The sequence below is a fragment of the Plastoroseomonas arctica genome (genome assembly GCF_018128965.1).
GTDB classification, from domain to species: domain Bacteria; phylum Pseudomonadota; class Alphaproteobacteria; order Acetobacterales; family Acetobacteraceae; genus Plastoroseomonas; species Plastoroseomonas arctica.
The window spans coordinates 90324-106530 of sequence record NZ_JAAEDH010000001.1; the positions used below are offsets into that span (position 1 = coordinate 90324).

The 16207-nt window shown below is 69.0% G+C and carries 16 protein-coding genes; 10 read left to right on the plus strand and 6 right to left on the minus strand.

What is annotated here, in order from left to right; all coding sequences use genetic code 11:
- The first annotated feature begins 30 nt into the window (after nt 1-30).
- From GXW79_RS00465 to GXW79_RS00490, 6 genes are read left to right on the plus strand one after another with little or no spacing between them, the layout of a single operon-like run.
- On the plus strand, nt 31-588 hold the full coding sequence (locus tag GXW79_RS00465; RefSeq protein WP_211872245.1) for a TRAP transporter small permease subunit: 558 nt from the start codon (nt 31-33) through the stop codon (nt 586-588).
- Complete coding sequence (locus tag GXW79_RS00470; RefSeq protein ID WP_211872246.1) at nt 585-1958, plus strand: TRAP transporter large permease; 1374 nt, start codon at nt 585-587, stop codon at nt 1956-1958. The genes GXW79_RS00465 and GXW79_RS00470 overlap by 4 nt, the downstream gene beginning before the upstream one ends.
- On the plus strand, nt 1925-4006 hold the full coding sequence (locus GXW79_RS00475; RefSeq protein WP_246503591.1) for a hydantoinase/oxoprolinase family protein: 2082 nt from the start codon (nt 1925-1927) through the stop codon (nt 4004-4006). The genes GXW79_RS00470 and GXW79_RS00475 overlap by 34 nt, the downstream gene beginning before the upstream one ends.
- Complete coding sequence (locus tag GXW79_RS00480) at nt 4003-5628, plus strand: hydantoinase B/oxoprolinase family protein (protein WP_211872247.1); 1626 nt, start codon at nt 4003-4005, stop codon at nt 5626-5628. Before GXW79_RS00475 ends, GXW79_RS00480 begins: the two co-directional genes overlap by 4 nt.
- Nucleotides 5625-6101: a MaoC family dehydratase gene (locus tag GXW79_RS00485; RefSeq protein WP_367614766.1), complete on the plus strand. Its 477-nt coding sequence runs from the start codon at nt 5625-5627 to the stop codon at nt 6099-6101. Before GXW79_RS00480 ends, GXW79_RS00485 begins: the two co-directional genes overlap by 4 nt.
- Before the next feature lie 53 nt (nt 6102-6154).
- Complete coding sequence (locus GXW79_RS00490) at nt 6155-6688, plus strand: carboxymuconolactone decarboxylase family protein (protein ID WP_211872248.1); 534 nt, start codon at nt 6155-6157, stop codon at nt 6686-6688.
- On the opposite strand, the gene GXW79_RS00495 is transcribed toward GXW79_RS00490, so the two are convergent.
- Nucleotides 6689-7684 carry an amidohydrolase family protein gene (locus GXW79_RS00495; RefSeq protein ID WP_211872249.1) on the minus strand — a complete coding sequence of 332 codons (996 nt, stop codon included), beginning with the start codon at nt 7682-7684 and terminating at the stop codon, nt 6689-6691.
- 101 nt (nt 7685-7785) lie between these two features.
- On the opposite strand from GXW79_RS00495, the gene GXW79_RS00500 reads away from it, so the two are divergent.
- From GXW79_RS00500 to GXW79_RS00510, 3 genes are read left to right on the plus strand one after another with little or no spacing between them, the layout of a single operon-like run.
- Nucleotides 7786-9453, plus strand: a complete 1668-nt coding sequence (locus GXW79_RS00500; protein ID WP_211872250.1) for a thiamine pyrophosphate-binding protein — start codon at nt 7786-7788, stop codon at nt 9451-9453.
- A 4-nt stretch (nt 9454-9457) separates the two neighbouring features.
- Nucleotides 9458-10420, plus strand: coding sequence for a 3-hydroxyacyl-CoA dehydrogenase family protein (locus GXW79_RS00505; protein WP_211872251.1), 963 nt, complete (start codon nt 9458-9460; stop codon nt 10418-10420).
- On the plus strand, nt 10417-11190 hold the full coding sequence (locus GXW79_RS00510; protein ID WP_211872252.1) for an SDR family NAD(P)-dependent oxidoreductase: 774 nt from the start codon (nt 10417-10419) through the stop codon (nt 11188-11190). Before GXW79_RS00505 ends, GXW79_RS00510 begins: the two co-directional genes overlap by 4 nt.
- Here the strand turns inward: GXW79_RS00510 and GXW79_RS00515 are convergent.
- Nucleotides 11187-11849: a glutathione S-transferase family protein gene (locus GXW79_RS00515; RefSeq protein ID WP_211872253.1), complete on the minus strand. Its 663-nt coding sequence runs from the start codon at nt 11847-11849 to the stop codon at nt 11187-11189. The genes GXW79_RS00510 and GXW79_RS00515 overlap by 4 nt on opposite strands.
- Nucleotides 11850-11986: 137 nt before the next feature.
- Between GXW79_RS00515 and GXW79_RS00520 the strand changes: the two genes are divergently transcribed.
- Nucleotides 11987-13189, plus strand: a complete 1203-nt coding sequence (locus tag GXW79_RS00520; protein WP_211872254.1) for a Zn-dependent hydrolase — start codon at nt 11987-11989, stop codon at nt 13187-13189.
- A 285-nt stretch (nt 13190-13474) separates the two neighbouring features.
- Here the strand turns inward: GXW79_RS00520 and GXW79_RS00525 are convergent, their stop codons facing one another.
- Genes GXW79_RS00525 through GXW79_RS00540 form a run of 4 tightly spaced genes read right to left on the minus strand, consistent with a single transcriptional unit; the run spans nt 13475 to nt 16207 of the window.
- Complete coding sequence (locus GXW79_RS00525; RefSeq protein WP_211872255.1) at nt 13475-13942, minus strand: MOSC domain-containing protein; 468 nt, start codon at nt 13940-13942, stop codon at nt 13475-13477.
- Nucleotides 13939-14766: an alpha/beta hydrolase gene (locus GXW79_RS00530; RefSeq protein ID WP_211872256.1), complete on the minus strand. Its 828-nt coding sequence runs from the start codon at nt 14764-14766 to the stop codon at nt 13939-13941. Before GXW79_RS00530 ends, GXW79_RS00525 begins: the two co-directional genes overlap by 4 nt.
- Nucleotides 14763-15734: a D-2-hydroxyacid dehydrogenase family protein gene (locus tag GXW79_RS00535; RefSeq protein ID WP_211872257.1), complete on the minus strand. Its 972-nt coding sequence runs from the start codon at nt 15732-15734 to the stop codon at nt 14763-14765. The genes GXW79_RS00530 and GXW79_RS00535 overlap by 4 nt, the downstream gene beginning before the upstream one ends.
- Nucleotides 15731-16207 carry an acyl-CoA thioesterase gene (locus tag GXW79_RS00540; RefSeq protein ID WP_211872258.1) on the minus strand — a complete coding sequence of 159 codons (477 nt, stop codon included), beginning with the start codon at nt 16205-16207 and terminating at the stop codon, nt 15731-15733. The genes GXW79_RS00535 and GXW79_RS00540 overlap by 4 nt, the downstream gene beginning before the upstream one ends.

A 16207-nucleotide genomic window follows, 5' to 3' on the forward strand; every position in this document is an offset into this window, starting at 1 on the left:
CTCACCGCTTGCCGGAAGGGATGCGCTTTGGTGGCATCCCTGATGGCGCATGTTGCGGGGTGGAACCACGTCGCCTGCGCGCTGTTCATCACCTTCGATATCGTCGCGCGCAGCCTGTTCGGATTCTCCTCACAGGCGACGGTGGAGGTGACGGGCTACATGCTCGCCGGCGGCATCGCCTGGGGGCTGGCACACACGTTGGCCAGGCGCGCGCATATCCGGGTGGATGTGCTGGTGAACCGGCTGGCGCCGCGGCGGCGCGCCTGGCTGCACATCCTCTCGCTCGCGCTGCTGCTGGGGCTTTCCGTGTTCATCACCTGGGCGGCGTGGGAGCTGGTGGATGAGAGCGCGCTGTTCAACGCGCACGACAACTCCGCGCTGCGCGTGCCGATGGTGGTGCCGCAGGGCATCTGGTGTTTCGGGATCGCGGCCTTCGTGGTGATGGCGGCGGTGCTGCTCGCGGAATCGATCATGTCGGTGTTGCTGGGCGACCCGGAGGCGGTGGATGCGCTGCTCGGCGCGCGCACGCTGGAGGATGAGACGGCGGAGGCGCTGGAGGCCGTTGCCATGGCGAAGGAAGCGCCATGATCGCGATCATTTTTCTGCTGCTGCTGCTGGTCGCGTCCATCATCGGCGCGGCGGCGACGGGGCAGGCGCTGCCGGTGGCCGAGATCATGATGCTGGTCGCGGTGTTCCTCGTCTTCTTCGGAGCGGGCGTCTATATCGCGGCGGTGCTGGGCGTGCTCGGCGTGCTGATCGGGCTGATCTTTTCCGACCGGCCCTGGTGGGCCTTCATGGGCCAGACGTTGTGGACGCCGACGAGCAACTACGTGTTGGTCGCCGTGCCACTCTTCCTGCTCATGGGCGAAATACTTCTGCGTGCGGGGCTTTCCGAGCGGCTGTATCGCGCACTCAATGTCTGGCTGAACCGGCTGCCGGGGGGCCTGCTGCACACCAATATCGCGAGCTGCGCGGTGTTCTCGGCGATCAGCGGAAGCAGCGTGGCGACGGCGGCTACGATGGGCTCCGTCGCGCTGCCGTTCTTCCAGGGCACGGCCTACAACCAGCGCATGGTGCTGGGCTCGCTCGCGGCGGGTGGCGCGCTCGGCAACCTGATCCCGCCGGGGATCACCTTCATCCTCTATGGGTTGATGACCGAGACGTCGGTGGGCGCGCTGTATATCGCAGCGCTGTTGCCCGCGGCGCTGGTGACGGCGCTGTTCCTGCTGGTCATCTTCGTCCACGGATTGCGCCACCCGATGGAGAAGCCGCCGAAGCTGCCACTTGGTGTAAAGATCCGTGCGCTGAGCGACCTCGTGCCGACGGCGCTGCTGATCCTGCTCGTGCTGGGCTCCATCTATGGCGGCTTCGCCACGGCGACGGAGGCCGCGGCGCTGGGTGTCGTTGGTGCGGCGTTCTTCGCGCTGCTCGAGGGCAAGCTGTCCTTCCGCATGATCAATGCCTCGGCCGAGGCGACGGCGCGCAACACCGCCCTGTTGGGCCTGATCCTGTTCGGCGCCTACCTGCTGAACTACCTGCTGACGACGATCAACGTGCCGCAGGCGCTCTCGGCCATGATCGCGGGCCTGCCGCTGCCGCCCTGGGCGATCATGCTGTCGATCATCGGGCTCTATATAGCGCTCGGGACCTTCATGGAGGGGTTTTCCATGATCATCACGACGGTACCGGTGGTGTTCCCGATCGTGATCGCGCTGGGGTATGACCCGATCTGGTTCGGGGTGATCGTGACCATGCTGGTGGAGATCGCGCAGATCAGCCCGCCGGACGGGACGGTGATGTATGTGCTGCAGGGGATGCGGCGGGATCGCGGTCCAATCACGGATGTGTTCGCGGGGGTGATGCCGTTCCTGGCCGTGTATCTGTTGGCGGTGGGGTTGATGATGGTGTGGCCGGGCATTGCGACTTGGCTGCCACTGGTGATGGGATCGGTGCGGTGAAGCCAATTAGGGTCGCGGTGGATATCGGGGGTACGTTCACCGACCTGCAGGTGTTCGACGGGCGTTCGGGCGCTGTGCATGCGTGGAAGACGCCGACGACGCCGGATGATCCCTCGGTCGGGCTGTTGCGCGGCGTGACGGAGGCGGGCGAACGCTTCGGGTTTGCGTTGGATGAGGTCGGGCTGCTGCTGCATGGCACCACCATCGCGACGAATGCGGTGCTCGAACGCAAGCTCGCGCGCGCGGCGCTGATCACGACGGCAGGGTTCGAGGATGTGCTGGAGATCAACCGGCATGTGCGCCGCGACATCTATGGGTTGGCGCCCGATCCCAACCCGGTGCTGGTGCCGCGCGATGCGCGCTTTGGCGTGGTGGAGCGGATGCGCGCGGATGGGAGCGTCGAGACGGCGCTGGATGGCGCGAGTGTCGCGGATTGCCTCGCGCGGATCGCCGCGATCGGTGCAGAGAGCGTCGCTGTCACGCTGATAAACAGCTTTGCCAACGCCGCGCATGAGCGGGAGATCGGCGCGATGATCGCGGCCGCGCGGCCGGATCTGCCGGTGTCGCTGTCGTGCGAGATCAGCCCGGAAATTCGCGAGTATGAGCGCAGCTCCACCACCGTGCTGAACGCGGTGCTGGTGCCGGTGGTGAAGGCCTATCTCGACCGGCTGGAGAAGCGCCTGGGCGAAGGCGGTTTCGCGCCGCTGGTGTTTCTGGTGCAGTCCAATGGGGGTGTCTGCTCGCTGGGGTTGGCGGCGGAGCAGCCGGCGCGGCTGCTGCTGTCGGGCCCTTCGGGGGGCGCGTTGGCGGCGGGGCGGCTCGCGCATCTGCTGGCGCGGCCGAACCTTGTTGCGGTGGATATGGGCGGGACGAGTTTCGACGTCTCGGTGGTGCAGGGCGGGCGTGTGTCGGTGATCACCCAGGGCGAGATCGATCGGCTGCCGGTGCGCCTGCCGATGGTGGAGATGCGCACCATCGGCGCCGGCGGCGGCTCGATCGCGGCGGTGGATTCCGGCGGGCGGCTGAGCGTGGGTCCTCGCAGCGCGGGTGCCAAGCCGGGGCCGGTCGCCTATGGGCGCGGCGGCGTGGAGCCGACGGTGACGGATGCGAACCTGGTGCTCGGGCGGCTCGATCCGGATTTCTTTCTGGGCGGGATGATGACGCTGGACATGCCGGCCACACGCGCGGCGATGGATGCGCGCGTGGGCGGGGCGCTGGGGCTTTCAGCGGAGGCGGCGGCGGAGGGAATCCTCACCGTCACCAATGCTGGGCTGGGGGCGGCGATCCGTCTTTCGCTGTTCGAGAAGGGGCTCGACCCGCGCGATTTCTGTCTGCTCTCCTTTGGCGGCGCCGGCGGGCTGCACGCGACCGATGTCGCCGCCGAGATCGGCATGCGCGAGGTCGCGTTTCCGCGCGAGCCGGGGACGCTGTCGGCGTATGGCATCCTGTTTTCCGACCTGGTGCAGGATTTCTCGCGCAGCGTGATGCTGCGGGCGGAGGCTGCGGCGCTGCCGAAACTGGCCGAGGCGATCGCCGCGCTGCGTGGCCTTGCCGATGCGCGGCTGGCCGCCGATGGCGTGGCGGCGGACGCGCGTCGCATCGAGATCGCGGCCGACATGCGCTATCAGGGGCAGGCCTTCGAGTTGCTGATCCCGTGGGGGGAAGTCGCGGTGCCGGACGCGACGTCGCTGGCCGCGCTGGAGGCGGATTTCCACGCCACCCACAAGCAGCGCTTCAGCTATGCCAACCCTGGCGATGTCGTGGAGATCGTGACGCTGCGCGCCATCGCGGTGGGCACGCTGCCCAAGCCCGAGGTGGGCGAGCCGGTGCCGGCGGCGCGACCCTCGGTGAAGGGCCGCCGCCGCGTCTTCGCGAACGGCGCCTGGGCGGAAGTCGATGTCTGGGACCGCGAGGCGATCAAGGACAGCGATGCCATCACCGGCCCCGCGCTGATCGAGGAAGCCTTCGCCACGCATTGGATCGCGGCGGGGTGGCGGGCGGCCCTTGGCCCCGCGCGCGCCATCATCGCGACGAGGAGCACGCCATGAGCCTGGGCCCCATCGAGATCGAGGTCATCCGCAACGCGCTGACGGCGGCGGCGGCGGAGATGGATGTCACCATCTGGCGCACCAGCCGCAGCACCATCGTGCGCGAGTTGTTGGACTACTCCACCGCCGTGTTCGATGCGGAGGGCAACAATGTCGCGCAATCCGCGCGCATTCCGCAGCACCTGAATTCCATGGGGGCGGCGTTGCGCACGCTGCTGGATCGCTTCGTCGATGCGGATGCCTGGGGCGAGGATGAGGTCGTCGCGACCAATGATCCCTATTGCGGCGCGCAGCACCTGAACGACGTCCTGGTCTTCAAGCCGGTCTTCGTCGAGGGCGTGCGCGTCGCCTATGTCGGCGCGCTGTGCCACCACATCGACATGGGCGGGATGGCGCCGGGCAGCTATGCGGCGACGGCCACCGAGGTGTTTCAGGAAGGCCTGCGCATCCCGCCGCTGAAGCTGATCGAGAAGGGCGTGCTCAACCAATCCGTCTGGGCGATGATCGGGCAGAATGTGCGCAAGCCCACGCTGATGCTGGGCGACCTGCAGAGCCAGTTGGCGAGCCTGGATGTGGGTGCGGCCTCGATCCGTCGCCTCGCCGCGCGCTACGGCTCCGCGGGCATTCTCGAAGCCTGCGTCCGCATCCTCGACATGAGCGAGGCGGCCATGCGCGCGGCGATCCGCGCCATGCCGGATGGGCGCTATGAGTTCGAGGATTGCCTCGACGAGGATGGCGTGAGCGGGCAGGTCGTGCGCCTTCATGCGGTGATGACCATCGCCGGCGACGAGATCAGCGTCGACCTCACCGGCTGCGCGGACCAGCAGCGGGGCCCTATCAACTGTACGCCGGCGATGTCGAACTGCGCGGTGTACTACTCGATAATCGCGGCGACGGATGGCGCCATGCCGGCCAATGCCGGGTGCTATCGGCCCATCCGCATCATCCACCGCGAAGGGAGTGTGACGCATTGCCAGGCGCCGGCCTCGGTGGCGCATCGCGTGGCGGTGTCGCATCGCCTGGCCAACGTGATGTTCGGCTGCCTGCACCAGGCGGTGCCGGAGCGGATGCCCGCGGCCTATTACGGCGGCTCCTATGTCGCGACCTTCCAGACCATCGCGGCGGACAACAGGCGCGAGGTCCTGGTCGAGATCGAGATCGGCGGCACCGGCGCGGCACCCGCCAAGGATGGCGTGAATGCCTGGTCCTTCGGGATGCACAACAATTCCAACATCCCCGTCGAGATGATCGAATCCTCGATGCCGCTGTCGATCACGCGCTACGGCTTGCTGCCTGGCTCGGGCGGGGCCGGGCAGTATCGTGGCGGGCTCGGACTGTTCCGCGAATGGCGGGTGGAAAGTCCCAGCGCGGTGTTCACCGCGAACATGGATCGCTTCCGGTTTCCGCCCTACGGGCTTGCCGGCGGCGCGCCGGGGAGCCTTGGGCGGCTGCTGCGGATCCGCGATGGCGTTGAGACGCCGATCGCGCCGAAATCCGATGGCGTGATGCTGCAGAAGGGCGATGTGGTGCGGCTCGAGACCTCGGGCGGTGGCGGGTTCGGGGCGGGGTCCGTCCGCAGCGGCGAAGCACGCGACCGGGACGCCGCGCTGGGCTACGCGTGAGCTTCGACCCGCGCGACCATCGCGTGGTGCCGGCCCAGCGCTGGTTCGAGGATTTCGCGCTCGGCGAACGCTTCGTGCTGCCGAGCCGGACCATGACGGAGGCGCTGTTCGCCGCGTTCCAGTTGGCCTCGGGCGACAATCATCCGGTGCATTACGATGCCGAGTATTGCCGCGCGCGCGGGATGCCGGGGATGCTCGCGCATGGCTACCAGGTGGTGATCCAGACGGCGGCGGGGGCGGGGCAGTTTCCGCACATGGTCGAGGACTCGCTGAAGGGGTTTCTGGAGCAGTCGAGCCGCTTCCTGCATCCGGTGTTCGCGGGGGATACGCTCTACGCGGCGCTGACCGTCGATGAGGTCACGCCGCAACGCACGACCGGCGTGGTGGGTCTCGCCAGCACGGTGCACAACCAGAACAGCATGCTGGTGATGGAGGGGCGGCAGCGCTACCTGCTGCGGCGGCGGCCGGCCTGACTTTCCGTGCGCGGCGCGGCAGGGCAAGCTGCGCGCAACACGGAGGAAAACCCATGGCCCGCATCCCCTACGCCGACCCGGCGCTGCCCGAGCACGCCGCCGCCGCCGCGCATATCCGCGCTTCCCGCAAGGGCATCAGCCACCTGCATCGCGCGCTGCTCAACGCGCCGCCGATCGCCGCGGGATGGATCGATTTCTACGATGCGGTGCGCTACAAATCCGACCTGCCGGGCAAGCTGCGCGAGTTGGTGATCTTGCGCATCGCAGCGATCAACGGTGCGCCCTATGAGTGGGATGCGCATGCGCCGATCGGCCTGCGCGAGGGCATGACCCAGGCGCAGCTCGACGCCGTGCCGGAATGGGAGTCCGCCAGCGTCTTCGATGCCACCGAACGCGCGGCACTCGCCTATTGCGACGCGATGACGCGGCACATCCATGTGCCCGATGACGTCGCGGCCGGCGTCGCCGCGCTGCTGTCGCCGCGCCAGGTGGTGGAGCTCACCGTCACCATCGCCGGGTACAACTGCGTCTCGCGCGTGCTGGAGGCGCTGCTCATCCGTGGCGATGATCCGCTGCCGCCTGACTGATCACGGCGTCAAGCGAAGCAGCCGGTCCGCATTGCCATGCGCGATCTTGGCGCGATCCACCGGCGAGACCGGCAGCGCGTCGAGAAACGCGCGCGCCTTCGCGTTGGACGCGAAGGGATGGTCGACCGAGAACATGATCCGGTCGGCGCCGAAGGTGGCCAGCGTGGCCTGGAACGGCACGATGTCGAAGAAGCCGCTGGTCGTGATCCAGACCTGGTCGAGCAGAATCTGCTCCACGCTGCGCGTGAGGCGCTGCTTCGCCTCCGCCGCCAGCGTGTGTTCCAGGCGCGACATCATGAAGGGGATCGCCTCGCCCATGTGCCCGATGACGATCTGCAGGCGCGGGTGGCGGTCGAGCGCGCCGGATAGGATCAGGCGCAGCGTGTGGATCGCCGTCTCCATGTGCCAGCCCCAGGAATACAGCGCGAGCGACAGGCCGAAGGTGCCGGGCAGGTCGCCGTAATAGGCTTCCCGCACCGGCGATTCGGGGATGCCGGGGTGGATGTAGATGGGCACGTCCAGCGCCTCCGCGCGCGCCAGCAGCGGCGCGTAGGAGGGGTGGTCGAGGAACAACCCCTGCGTGGTGCCGTTGACCAGGAAGCCGTGGAAGCCGAACTCGCGCACGCACCGTTCCAGCTCATCGGCGGCGGCTTCCGGTGAGCGCAGCGGCAGATGCGCGAAGCCGCGATAGCGCGCCGGGTGCGGGGCGATGGCGGCGGCGAGCGCGTCGTTGAACGCCCACGCCAGGGCCACGCCCTCGGCGCCATCGACCAGATCCGCCCCCGGCCCCATCAGCGAGAGCACCTGCACGGTGATGCCGCTCGCATCCATGTCGGCGAGACGCTCGGCGCCGAGATCGGCAAGCGCGTCGCGCTTGAGGGTCTGGCTCCACACCGTCTCGGGCGGCGGGAAGCCGCGCGCGACGATCGCCGCAGGGTCGATGCGCGCGCCCAGCGCGGGGATCGTGAAATGTTCCTCCAGGGCGACGATGCGCATGCGGTGCGGTCCCGTGTTGTGTGCCGGCACACTGCCACGCTCTTGCCGCGCGCGGCGGCTCGGCGCAGGATTTTCGCAGAAGAATTTTTGGGGGAACGACCATGGCGCTCAGCGGTGCCGATTGGCTGGCGCAGAGCCTTGCGGCCTCCGGCCAGACGCATGTGTTCTTCGTCGATGCCGTGCTGCGCAAGACGCTGCTCGCCTTGAGCGATGCGGGGGTGCAGCCGGTGCTCGCGCATACCGAGAAGGCGGCCGTGTACATGGCCGATGGCCATGCCCGCGTCAGCGGGCGGCCCGGCGTGGTGGCGGCGCAATCGGTGGGGGCGGCGAACCTCGCGGCCGGGTTGCAGGATGCGTATCTGGGGCGCGCGCCGATCGTCGCGCTCACCGGGCGCAAGGTGCCCGCGCACCAGCATCGCAACGCCTATCAGGAGCTGGATCACAAGCCGCTGTTTGCGCCCGTGACCAAGCTGTCGAACGACGTGGCGGAGGCCGCCGACCTGCCGCGCATGCTGCGCCAGGCCTTCGCGGCCTCCGTGTCGCTGCCGCCGCGCCCGGTGCATCTGGACCTGTTCGGGTTGCAGGCGGAGGTGGTCGAGGGTGGCTCCGTGGATGCGCCGCCGGCGGACCTCTCCGCCTTCCGCGTCATGACGCATCGGCCCGAGCCTGAAGCCGCCGCCATCGCCGCCGCCGCGCGCGCGCTGCTCGGCGCGCAGAAGGTCGCGATCGTGGCCGGCGACGCCGCCGCGCTGTCGTGCTGCGGCGAGGCGTTGCTGGCGGTGGCCGAGGCGCTGCACGCGCCGATCGCGACCGCGCTGGGCGCGCGCAACATCATCGACACGCGCCATCCGCTGCATGTCGGCGTGGCGGGCGCCTATGCCGGGCCGGTGACGAACCAGGTGCTGGCGGAGGCGGATCTGATCCTGTTCGTCGGCGCCGATACGGGCGACATGCTGACCAACTACTGGCGCACGCCCAAGGCCGGCACCGCGATCATCCAGATCGACGCGGACCCCGCCGAGTTCGACCATTCCTACCCGGCGGCGGTCGCCGTGCAGGCCGATCCGCGTGCCGGGCTGGTGGCGCTGGCGGCCGCGCTGGGCACGCCATCGCGCGATGGCGCCTACCTCCATCGCGCCCAGGCGCGCATGGCGGCATGGCGGCGCGAATGGGCGGAGCGCCGCACCCAGCCGGGCATCGCGATCGACCCCGCCGATCTCGGCCGCGCCATCACCGCGGCGCTGCCGGAGGATGGCATCCTGGTCGCCGACACCGGCTACTCGGGGATCTGGACCGGCAACTGCGTGGAGCTGACGCCGCGGCAGACCTACCTGCGCGCGGCGGGGTCGCTGGGATGGTCGTTTCCGGCGGCACTCGGGGCGAAATGCGCCGCGCCCGATCGCAAGGTGATCTGCTGGTCCGGCGACGGCGCCTTCTATTATCACCTCGCGGAATTGGAGACGGCGCGACGGCGCGGCATCGCCGTGGTGCTGGTGGTGAACAACAATTCCGGCTTCGGCCAGGGGTGGCCAAATTTCCTGCGCAACTCGGGCAATCGCCCGCAGGCGGCCGCCGAATTGCTGCGCTTCGGGCCGACCGATTTCACCGCCGTCGCGCGCAGCTTCGGGCTCTCCGGCATTCGCGTCGAACGCCCGGAGGAGATCGGCCCGGCGCTGGAAAAGGCGCTCGCGAGCAAGGAAACGGTGGTGGTGGATGTGGTGACGGATATCGACGCGCGCGCACCCGCGCCCTGGACCCCGGAGGGCTGAGACGATGGCGAATGTGGCGGTGATCGGCGCGGGGACGATGGGGCATGCGCTGGCCCTCGTCTTCGCGCTGGGTGGGCACACGGTGCGGCTGACGGATTCCAACCCGGAGACGCTGGCCCGCGCCGAGGGGCTGATGGTCAAGGCGCTGGCGACGCTCGAGGCGGCGGGCGAGGCCCCGGAAGGGTGGGGCTCCGCGCAGCTCGCGCAGGCCGTGACGCGGCATGCCGGCCTGGCCGAGACGGTGGACGGTGCTGCGCTGATCGTCGAAGCCATCATCGAGAAGCCGGAGGCGAAGCAGGCGCTGTTCGCGGCTTTGGACGCGGTGGCGCCGCGCGATGCGATCATCGCGTCCAACACCTCCTACCTCGATGTGTTTCCCTATGTGCCGGAAGGCCGGCGCGCGCGGACGCTGATCGCGCATTGGTACACGCCGCCCTACCTGGTCGACCTCGTCGACATCGTCGGCAGCGCGGACACCGATTCGGCTTGCGTCGAGACGGTGCGCGCCATGTGTGCGGCGATGGGCAAGCAGCCGATCGTGATGCGCAAATTCGTCCCCGGCTACATCGCGAACCGGCTGCAGAGCGCGATGGGGCTCGAGGTGCAAAAACTGCTCGATGAGGGGGTGGCGACGGCGGAGGAGATCGACGCCGCCATCATCCACGGCATCGCGCTGCGGCTGCCGATATTGGGCGTGCTCGCGAAGGCGGATTTCACCGGGCTGCCGATGATGCAGCTCGCCATGGCGAACCGGATGTACACGCCGCCCGAGGTCCGCGGTCGTTCGGAGGCTTTGGATGCGGCCGTCGCCGCGGGACGCACCGGCGTGATGGCGGGGGCGGGATTCTATAATTGGCATGGGGCCGATCCGGCGGCGCTGTTCGAGGCGCGGGACCGGCGGCTGCTGGCGCTGAAGCAGGCGCTTCGGCGGATCGGGACGATGGCGGGAATGGAGCGCGACCAATGAGTGCGAAATACGATCTGGCCGGCAAGACGGCGCTGGTGACGGGGGCGGCCTCCGGCATCGGCCTCGCGACCGCGGAGATGCTGGCGCGCAGCGGGTGCAAGGTGGCGATCAACCACCTCCAGGGCGACAATCGCGGCGGCGAGGTGGTGGAGCGCCTCAAGGCCGAGGGCTTCGACATCATCTCCGCTCCGGGGAATGTGGGCGATGCGGAGGATGGGCCGCGGATGGTGGAAAAGGCGGTCGATGATCTCGGGCGCTTGGACTACCTGGTGAACAATGCCGGCACACCCGGGACGTCCAGCATCATTCGTCCGGCGGAGCTGGACCGGCTGACCGAGGAGCTGTGGGCGACGGTGTTGCAGGTGAATCTGCTCGGCGTGTTTCGCTGCACGAAGGCGGCCGCACCGGCGCTGCGCGCGGCGCGGGGGGCGGTGGTGAGCGTGGCGTCGATCGCGGGCTTGGACAGTCCGGGGTCTTCGATGGCGTATGGGGCGACGAAGGCGGGGGTGATTTCGCTGACCAAGAACCTCGCGCGCAGCCTGGCACCCGAAGTGCGGGTGAACGCGATCGCGCCGGGGGCGGTGGACAGCACCTGGATGGTCGAGTGGACGGAGGAGCGCCGCAAGGCGAGTGCGGAGAAGGCCTTGCTGAAGCGCCGCTGCCAGCCGGAAGACCTGGCCGAGGTGATGGTGTTTCTGCTGGCCGGCGCCGCGATGGTCACCGGCCAGACCGTGGTGGTCGATGGCGGGCTGACACTGGAGGCGCGCTAGTCCCGCTCCGGCGCGCCGAGCGGGAAGAAATGGCGGTACTTTCGCGCCCCATCCACGGCGCGGGCGAAGGACGGCCGCGCGAGTAGCCGCGCGCGGTAGCCGCGCAGCACCGGATAGGTGTCCGCGATCGGGTGCGTCCAATCCGCGTAGAACAGCGACGGCGCGGCGGCGCAATCGGCCAGGGTGAAGGCTTCGCCCGCCGCCCATTCCCGGCCGGCAAGGTGCTCTTCGAGCCAGGCATAGGAGCGGTCCAACGTCTCGACCGCCACCGCCATGGCGTCCTGCCGCTTCTCGGGGTCGCCCGTGAGCGCTCCGTCGACGGCGCGCTGCATCGGGCTCATCACATGCAGGTCGAAGAAGCGGTCGAGGAAGCGCACGTCGAGCGCCGCCATCGGGTCCTCCGGGATCAGCGCGACGGGTCCGGGCTGCGTGAGCTGAAGGTATTCGATGATGATGCTCGCCTCGGCGACGGTGCGATCGCCCTCGGCCAGGATCGGGAATTTGCGCAGCGGCCAACGACGTAGCCATTCGGAAGCATTCTCGGGCGTCTCCGGGCCGATATTGCGGAACGCGAAGGGCGTCGCGTTCTCGTACAGCGCGACGAGCACTTTCTGCGTGTAGGAGGAAAACGGGTGGCCATAGAGCGCGAGATCCGTCATGGGCGTGCCTCCCTGTCTGGCGCGCCGATGGTGCTATCCGCCGCGTCGTTCTTCCAGCCGGAAAATCGATCCTCGGTTGCGCACGCAGAGGCCGCGAGGCAGGCTGTGCGGTGCAGCAGAGTAGGGAATTTGGCGCGATGGCGTTGGTTGATACCGGTGCGTTCCTGCGCGATCTGAAGGAGCTTCGCCAGATCGGCAAATTCAAGACCGGCGTGCATCGCCCGACCTATTCGCCGCAGGATATGGAAAGCCGGCACTGGCTCATGGGCAAGCTCGCCGAATGCGGGCTGGAGGCGTCGATGGACGGCATCGGCAATGTGTTCGGGCGGCACCAGGGCAGCGGGCCGCATGTGCTGTCGGGCAGCCACATCGAGAGCCAGAACGAGGCCGGGTGGCTGGACGGCGCGCTGGGCGTTGTGGGCGCGCTGGCGCTGGCCCGCGCCGGGTTGCCGGTGGATGTCTGCGCCTTCGCCGATGAGGAGGGGCATTTCTCGATCGGGTTTCCCGGCAGCCGCTCGATCATCGGCGACCTGCCGGAGACGGAGATCGATGGCGCGAAGGACCGCACCACGGGCACGCCGATGCGCGATGCGCTGGCCGCCGCGGGCCTGGCCGGCGTGCCGCGGATGGGCCTCGAGGAGGGCCGCTACAAGGGCTTCTTCGAGATGCATATCGAGCAGGGCACGCAGCTGGAGCGCGCCGGGCTGCGGATCGGCGTGGTGACCGGCATCGTCGCGATCTGGCAGTTCCGCATCGTCATCGAGGGGCAGCAGGACCACGCCGGCGGCACCACGATGGCGGAACGGCGCGACGCTGGCCTGGCGGCGGTGCGGCTTCTGGCTGCGGTAGATGCGGCTTTCCCTCTGCTTTGTGGCGAGCGGACGGTGTGGACGACGGGACGGTTCCGGTTGGAACCGGATGCGCCTTCGATCATTCCCGGCCGGGCGGAGGTGCTGTTCCAGTTCCGCGACATCGAGATGCCGGTGCTGGAGCGGCTGCACGCGGCGCTGAAATCCCTCGTGCAGGAGAGCAACCGCCGGGAGCGCTGCACCGCGCGGCTGGAGGCGATCCGCCTGGACACGCCCGCCTTGTGTGATCCGGCGATGATGACGGCGCTGGAGGGGGCTGCAGAGGCGTTGGCGCCTGGGGTCTGGACGAAGATGCCCTCGGGTGCGGGGCATGATGCGCAGATCATCTCGCAGAAGCTGCCGGTGGTGATGCTGTTCGTGCCCTCGATCGGGGGCATCAGCCATCACTGGGCGGAGGATACGAAGGAGGAGGACCTGGCGCTGGGCGCGAGCGTGCTGGGGGAAGGGGTAAGGCGGTTCCTGGCGCGGTGAGGGCTGCGCTACGGCGCCATCCAATCCGCCGTAGGGCCGGCGCCTCTCTCACGGTGGTGCGGCTGTCCGCGATCCGGCAGGTCCGTGTTGGGAGCGTCGAAGAAATGGTCCCAGCTCGCGTTGATAGGAGTGACGATGCGACGCGGCCCGTCGCGGTCGATCGAAACATTGCGCACGTTTGGCGGGATGGCCGGGCCGATCGGCAGAACGACGAGCCGAAGTCTGCCGTGTGGGGACAAGAATAGAAGATTGGTGGTCTGGGGGAAATTCTCTTCCCCCAAGCTGTCACCCCGGCCGGATGCCATCCCCGACCCGAACCGTCCCGCCCTTCAGGATCATGCAGTTCAGCCCGCTGCGGTTGATCAGCGGCTTGAACACCTTCTTCCCCAGCAGATCCTCCAGGTACAGGCACGGCACGTTCAGCCGGCCGCCAACCAGCAGCGTATCCCCCACCCAGAACTCCCGCCCCACCAGGTGGTTCAGAGGCACGCCGAGCGTGGTAAGATTGCGCCGCGTTTCCTCCGGCGCCAGCCCGATGCCGTGGTCGCGCAGCAGCGCGTCGAGCGTCTCCGTCTCGATCAACGTCACCTGGCGGTCGGCGGCCGGCTTGTTGCTGTAGGTGCCGGTCGCGGTGGCGTAGCGGTCGCCATCGATGCCGACACCCTCGATCAGCCGCGCGGCGTCGAGCGAGCGCATCGGCGCCGAAGCGCGCTCCGCGACATGGATCGCGGTAAGCGTGCCGGACCAGCTCATGCCAGCAGGTCGGCCGCGGCGCGCAGCAGCATCCCACCGGGCTTCGACAACGCGTCGAGTACGCGGAAATGGTCCGCGTTCGGCACCGGGATCAGCGGGCCCGGCGCCTGGGATTCCGCGCGCATCGCGTGGAAATCGCGGCTCTGGCGGCGCAGTTCCGGCAGCTCCGTGCCGCCATAGGCTATGGCGATCGGCTTGTTCACCACCGGTCGGCGCATTGGCGAGAACTCCGCGATCTCGGCATAGGTCAGGTGCAGCTTGTCGTTGAGGTAGGTGTCGCGGATCGGCGCCAGCTCATAGATGCCCGAGATCGCCAGGGCGCCAACCACGCCCGCGTTTTCCGCGGCGAGGGCCGCGAGATGCCCGCCCGCCGACCAGCCGGAGGCGATGATCGACCCGCCGGCGCCGTGTTCGCCCCCATGCGTCGCCAGCCAGTCGAACGCCGCCTGGATCTGCCGGCAGAGGGTGGCGAAGGGCACGTCCGGCCCCAGCCCATAGCCGCACATCGCGACCGACCATCCCATGGCCAGCGCGCCTTCGCCGAGGGCGGCGAATTCCTCGCGCCGGTTGCGCTGCCAATAGCCGCCATGGATGAAGGCGAGGACCGGGGCGGATGCGTCGCCGCCGGGGTAGATGTCCCATTGCTCGCGCTGGCTCTCGCCATAGGCGAGGTCGAGCTGGGTGTTGTGCTTCGCGCGGAAGGCAGCGCTCGCTTCGATCCGCGCGGCATTCAGCGCCGGGCTGTCCTCGACGGCGGCCGAGTTGTTGTAGGCGGCGTCGCGCTCCGCCTGCGGCATGCGGTTCCAGCCGGGGATGAGGATCATGGCGCCATTGTCCTGATGGGGTGACCGGCTTCGAAGGCGTTTATCGCCTCGACCGCACCCTTGAAGTACGCGCGGTAATTCTGCTCCGAGACGTAGCCCAGATGCGGCGTCAGCACCGTGTTGGGTGCCGAGAGAATGGGGTGGTTTGCCGGCAGCGGCTCCTCGTCGAAGACGTCGAGGCCGGCGCCGGCGATGCGGCCTTCCTGCAGCGCCGCGATCAGCGCGGGCTGGTCGACAAGCGGCCCGCGGCTGGTGTTCACGATGAAGGCGGTGGGCTTCATCTGCGCGAGATCCGCCGCACCGACGACGCCGCGCGACCGGTCGGACAACACCACGTGCAGGGTGAGCACATCGGACTTGGCCATCAGGGTGGCCTTGTCGACGCGCGTCGCCCCCGCTTCGGCGGCGCGTTCCGCCGTGAGGTTGGGCGACCAGGCGATCACGCGCATGCCGAGCGCGGCGCCGACCTTCGCCACCTTCGCGCCGAGCTTGCCCAGGCCAAGCACGCCGAGCGTCTTGCCCTCCACCCCGATACCCACCTTAGTCTGCCAGGTGCCGGCGCGCAGGCTCGCCTGCTGGTTGGGGATGTCGCGGGCGAGGGAGAGGATCAGGCCCCAGGTGAGATCGACCGTGGGGGCGCCGGCGTCGGGCGTGCCGCAGGCGGTGATGCCGAGCTCGGCGCAGGCCTCGAGGTCGATGGAACGGTTGCGCGCTGCGGTGGAGATCAGCAGGCGCAGGTTGGGCAGGCGCGCGAGCAGCGCGCGCGGGTAAGGGGTGCGTTCGCGCATCGCCAGGATGGCGTCGAAGGGGGCCAGACGCTCCACCAGCGCGTCGGCGTCCTTCAGCGTGTCGCGAAAGGTGGTGATGGCCAGCGTCGGTGGTGCGTCGCCCCAGGGGCCGAGGTCGAGGGTGACGCCCTGGTAGTCATCGAGGATGGCGAGGCGGGCGAGGGGGGCGAATTTCGTCATGGCGGGAGTGTCGGGGGTTTGGCGGTGGGGTGCAACGGGGCGCCTCGACCGGTCACCAGCCCCTCCAGCGCCGCACGCAGCCGCGCCGGGATCGGTGTGGAGCGGCCCTGGTCCGCCCGTTCCACATAGACATGCACGAAATAGCCCTCGGCGCAGGCCGCATCCTCGTCATTGCGGAAGATCGCCAGCTCGTATTGCACCGAGGCGGTGCCCACCCGCGCGCAGCGCAGGCCGCACGTGACCCGGTCGGGGAAGCTGACCGGCGCGAAGTAGCGGCACTGCGTCTCCACGACCAGGCCGACCGCCGGGCTGGTCGGGATTTCGAGCACGCCCTCCTCAGTCAGGAAGCGGGCCACGGCGGTGTCGAAGAAGGCGTAGTAGACAACGTTGTTGATGTGGCCATAGGCGTCGTTGTCGTGCCAGCGCGTGTCGAAGGCGAAGAAGCGGCGGTAGGCGGCGCGGGTGTCGGGCAT

Coding starts and splice junctions, on each gene's coding strand:
- GXW79_RS00470 (WP_211872246.1), top strand. CDS start 585: ATGATCGCGATCATTTTTCTGCTGCTGCTGCTGGTCGCGTCCATCATC.
- GXW79_RS00480 (WP_211872247.1), top strand. CDS start 4,003: ATGAGCCTGGGCCCCATCGAGATCGAGGTCATCCGCAACGCGCTGACG.
- GXW79_RS00490 (WP_211872248.1), top strand. CDS start 6,155: ATGGCCCGCATCCCCTACGCCGACCCGGCGCTGCCCGAGCACGCCGCC.
- GXW79_RS00495 (WP_211872249.1), bottom strand. CDS start 7,684: ATGCGCATCGTCGCCCTGGAGGAACATTTCACGATCCCCGCGCTGGGC.
- GXW79_RS00500 (WP_211872250.1), top strand. CDS start 7,786: ATGGCGCTCAGCGGTGCCGATTGGCTGGCGCAGAGCCTTGCGGCCTCC.
- GXW79_RS00505 (WP_211872251.1), top strand. CDS start 9,458: ATGGCGAATGTGGCGGTGATCGGCGCGGGGACGATGGGGCATGCGCTG.
- GXW79_RS00510 (WP_211872252.1), top strand. CDS start 10,417: ATGAGTGCGAAATACGATCTGGCCGGCAAGACGGCGCTGGTGACGGGG.
- GXW79_RS00515 (WP_211872253.1), bottom strand. CDS start 11,849: ATGACGGATCTCGCGCTCTATGGCCACCCGTTTTCCTCCTACACGCAG.
- GXW79_RS00520 (WP_211872254.1), top strand. CDS start 11,987: ATGGCGTTGGTTGATACCGGTGCGTTCCTGCGCGATCTGAAGGAGCTT.
- GXW79_RS00525 (WP_211872255.1), bottom strand. CDS start 13,942: ATGAGCTGGTCCGGCACGCTTACCGCGATCCATGTCGCGGAGCGCGCT.
- GXW79_RS00530 (WP_211872256.1), bottom strand. CDS start 14,766: ATGATCCTCATCCCCGGCTGGAACCGCATGCCGCAGGCGGAGCGCGAC.
- GXW79_RS00535 (WP_211872257.1), bottom strand. CDS start 15,734: ATGACGAAATTCGCCCCCCTCGCCCGCCTCGCCATCCTCGATGACTAC.
- GXW79_RS00540 (WP_211872258.1), bottom strand. CDS start 16,207: ATGCCCGACACCCGCGCCGCCTACCGCCGCTTCTTCGCCTTCGACACG.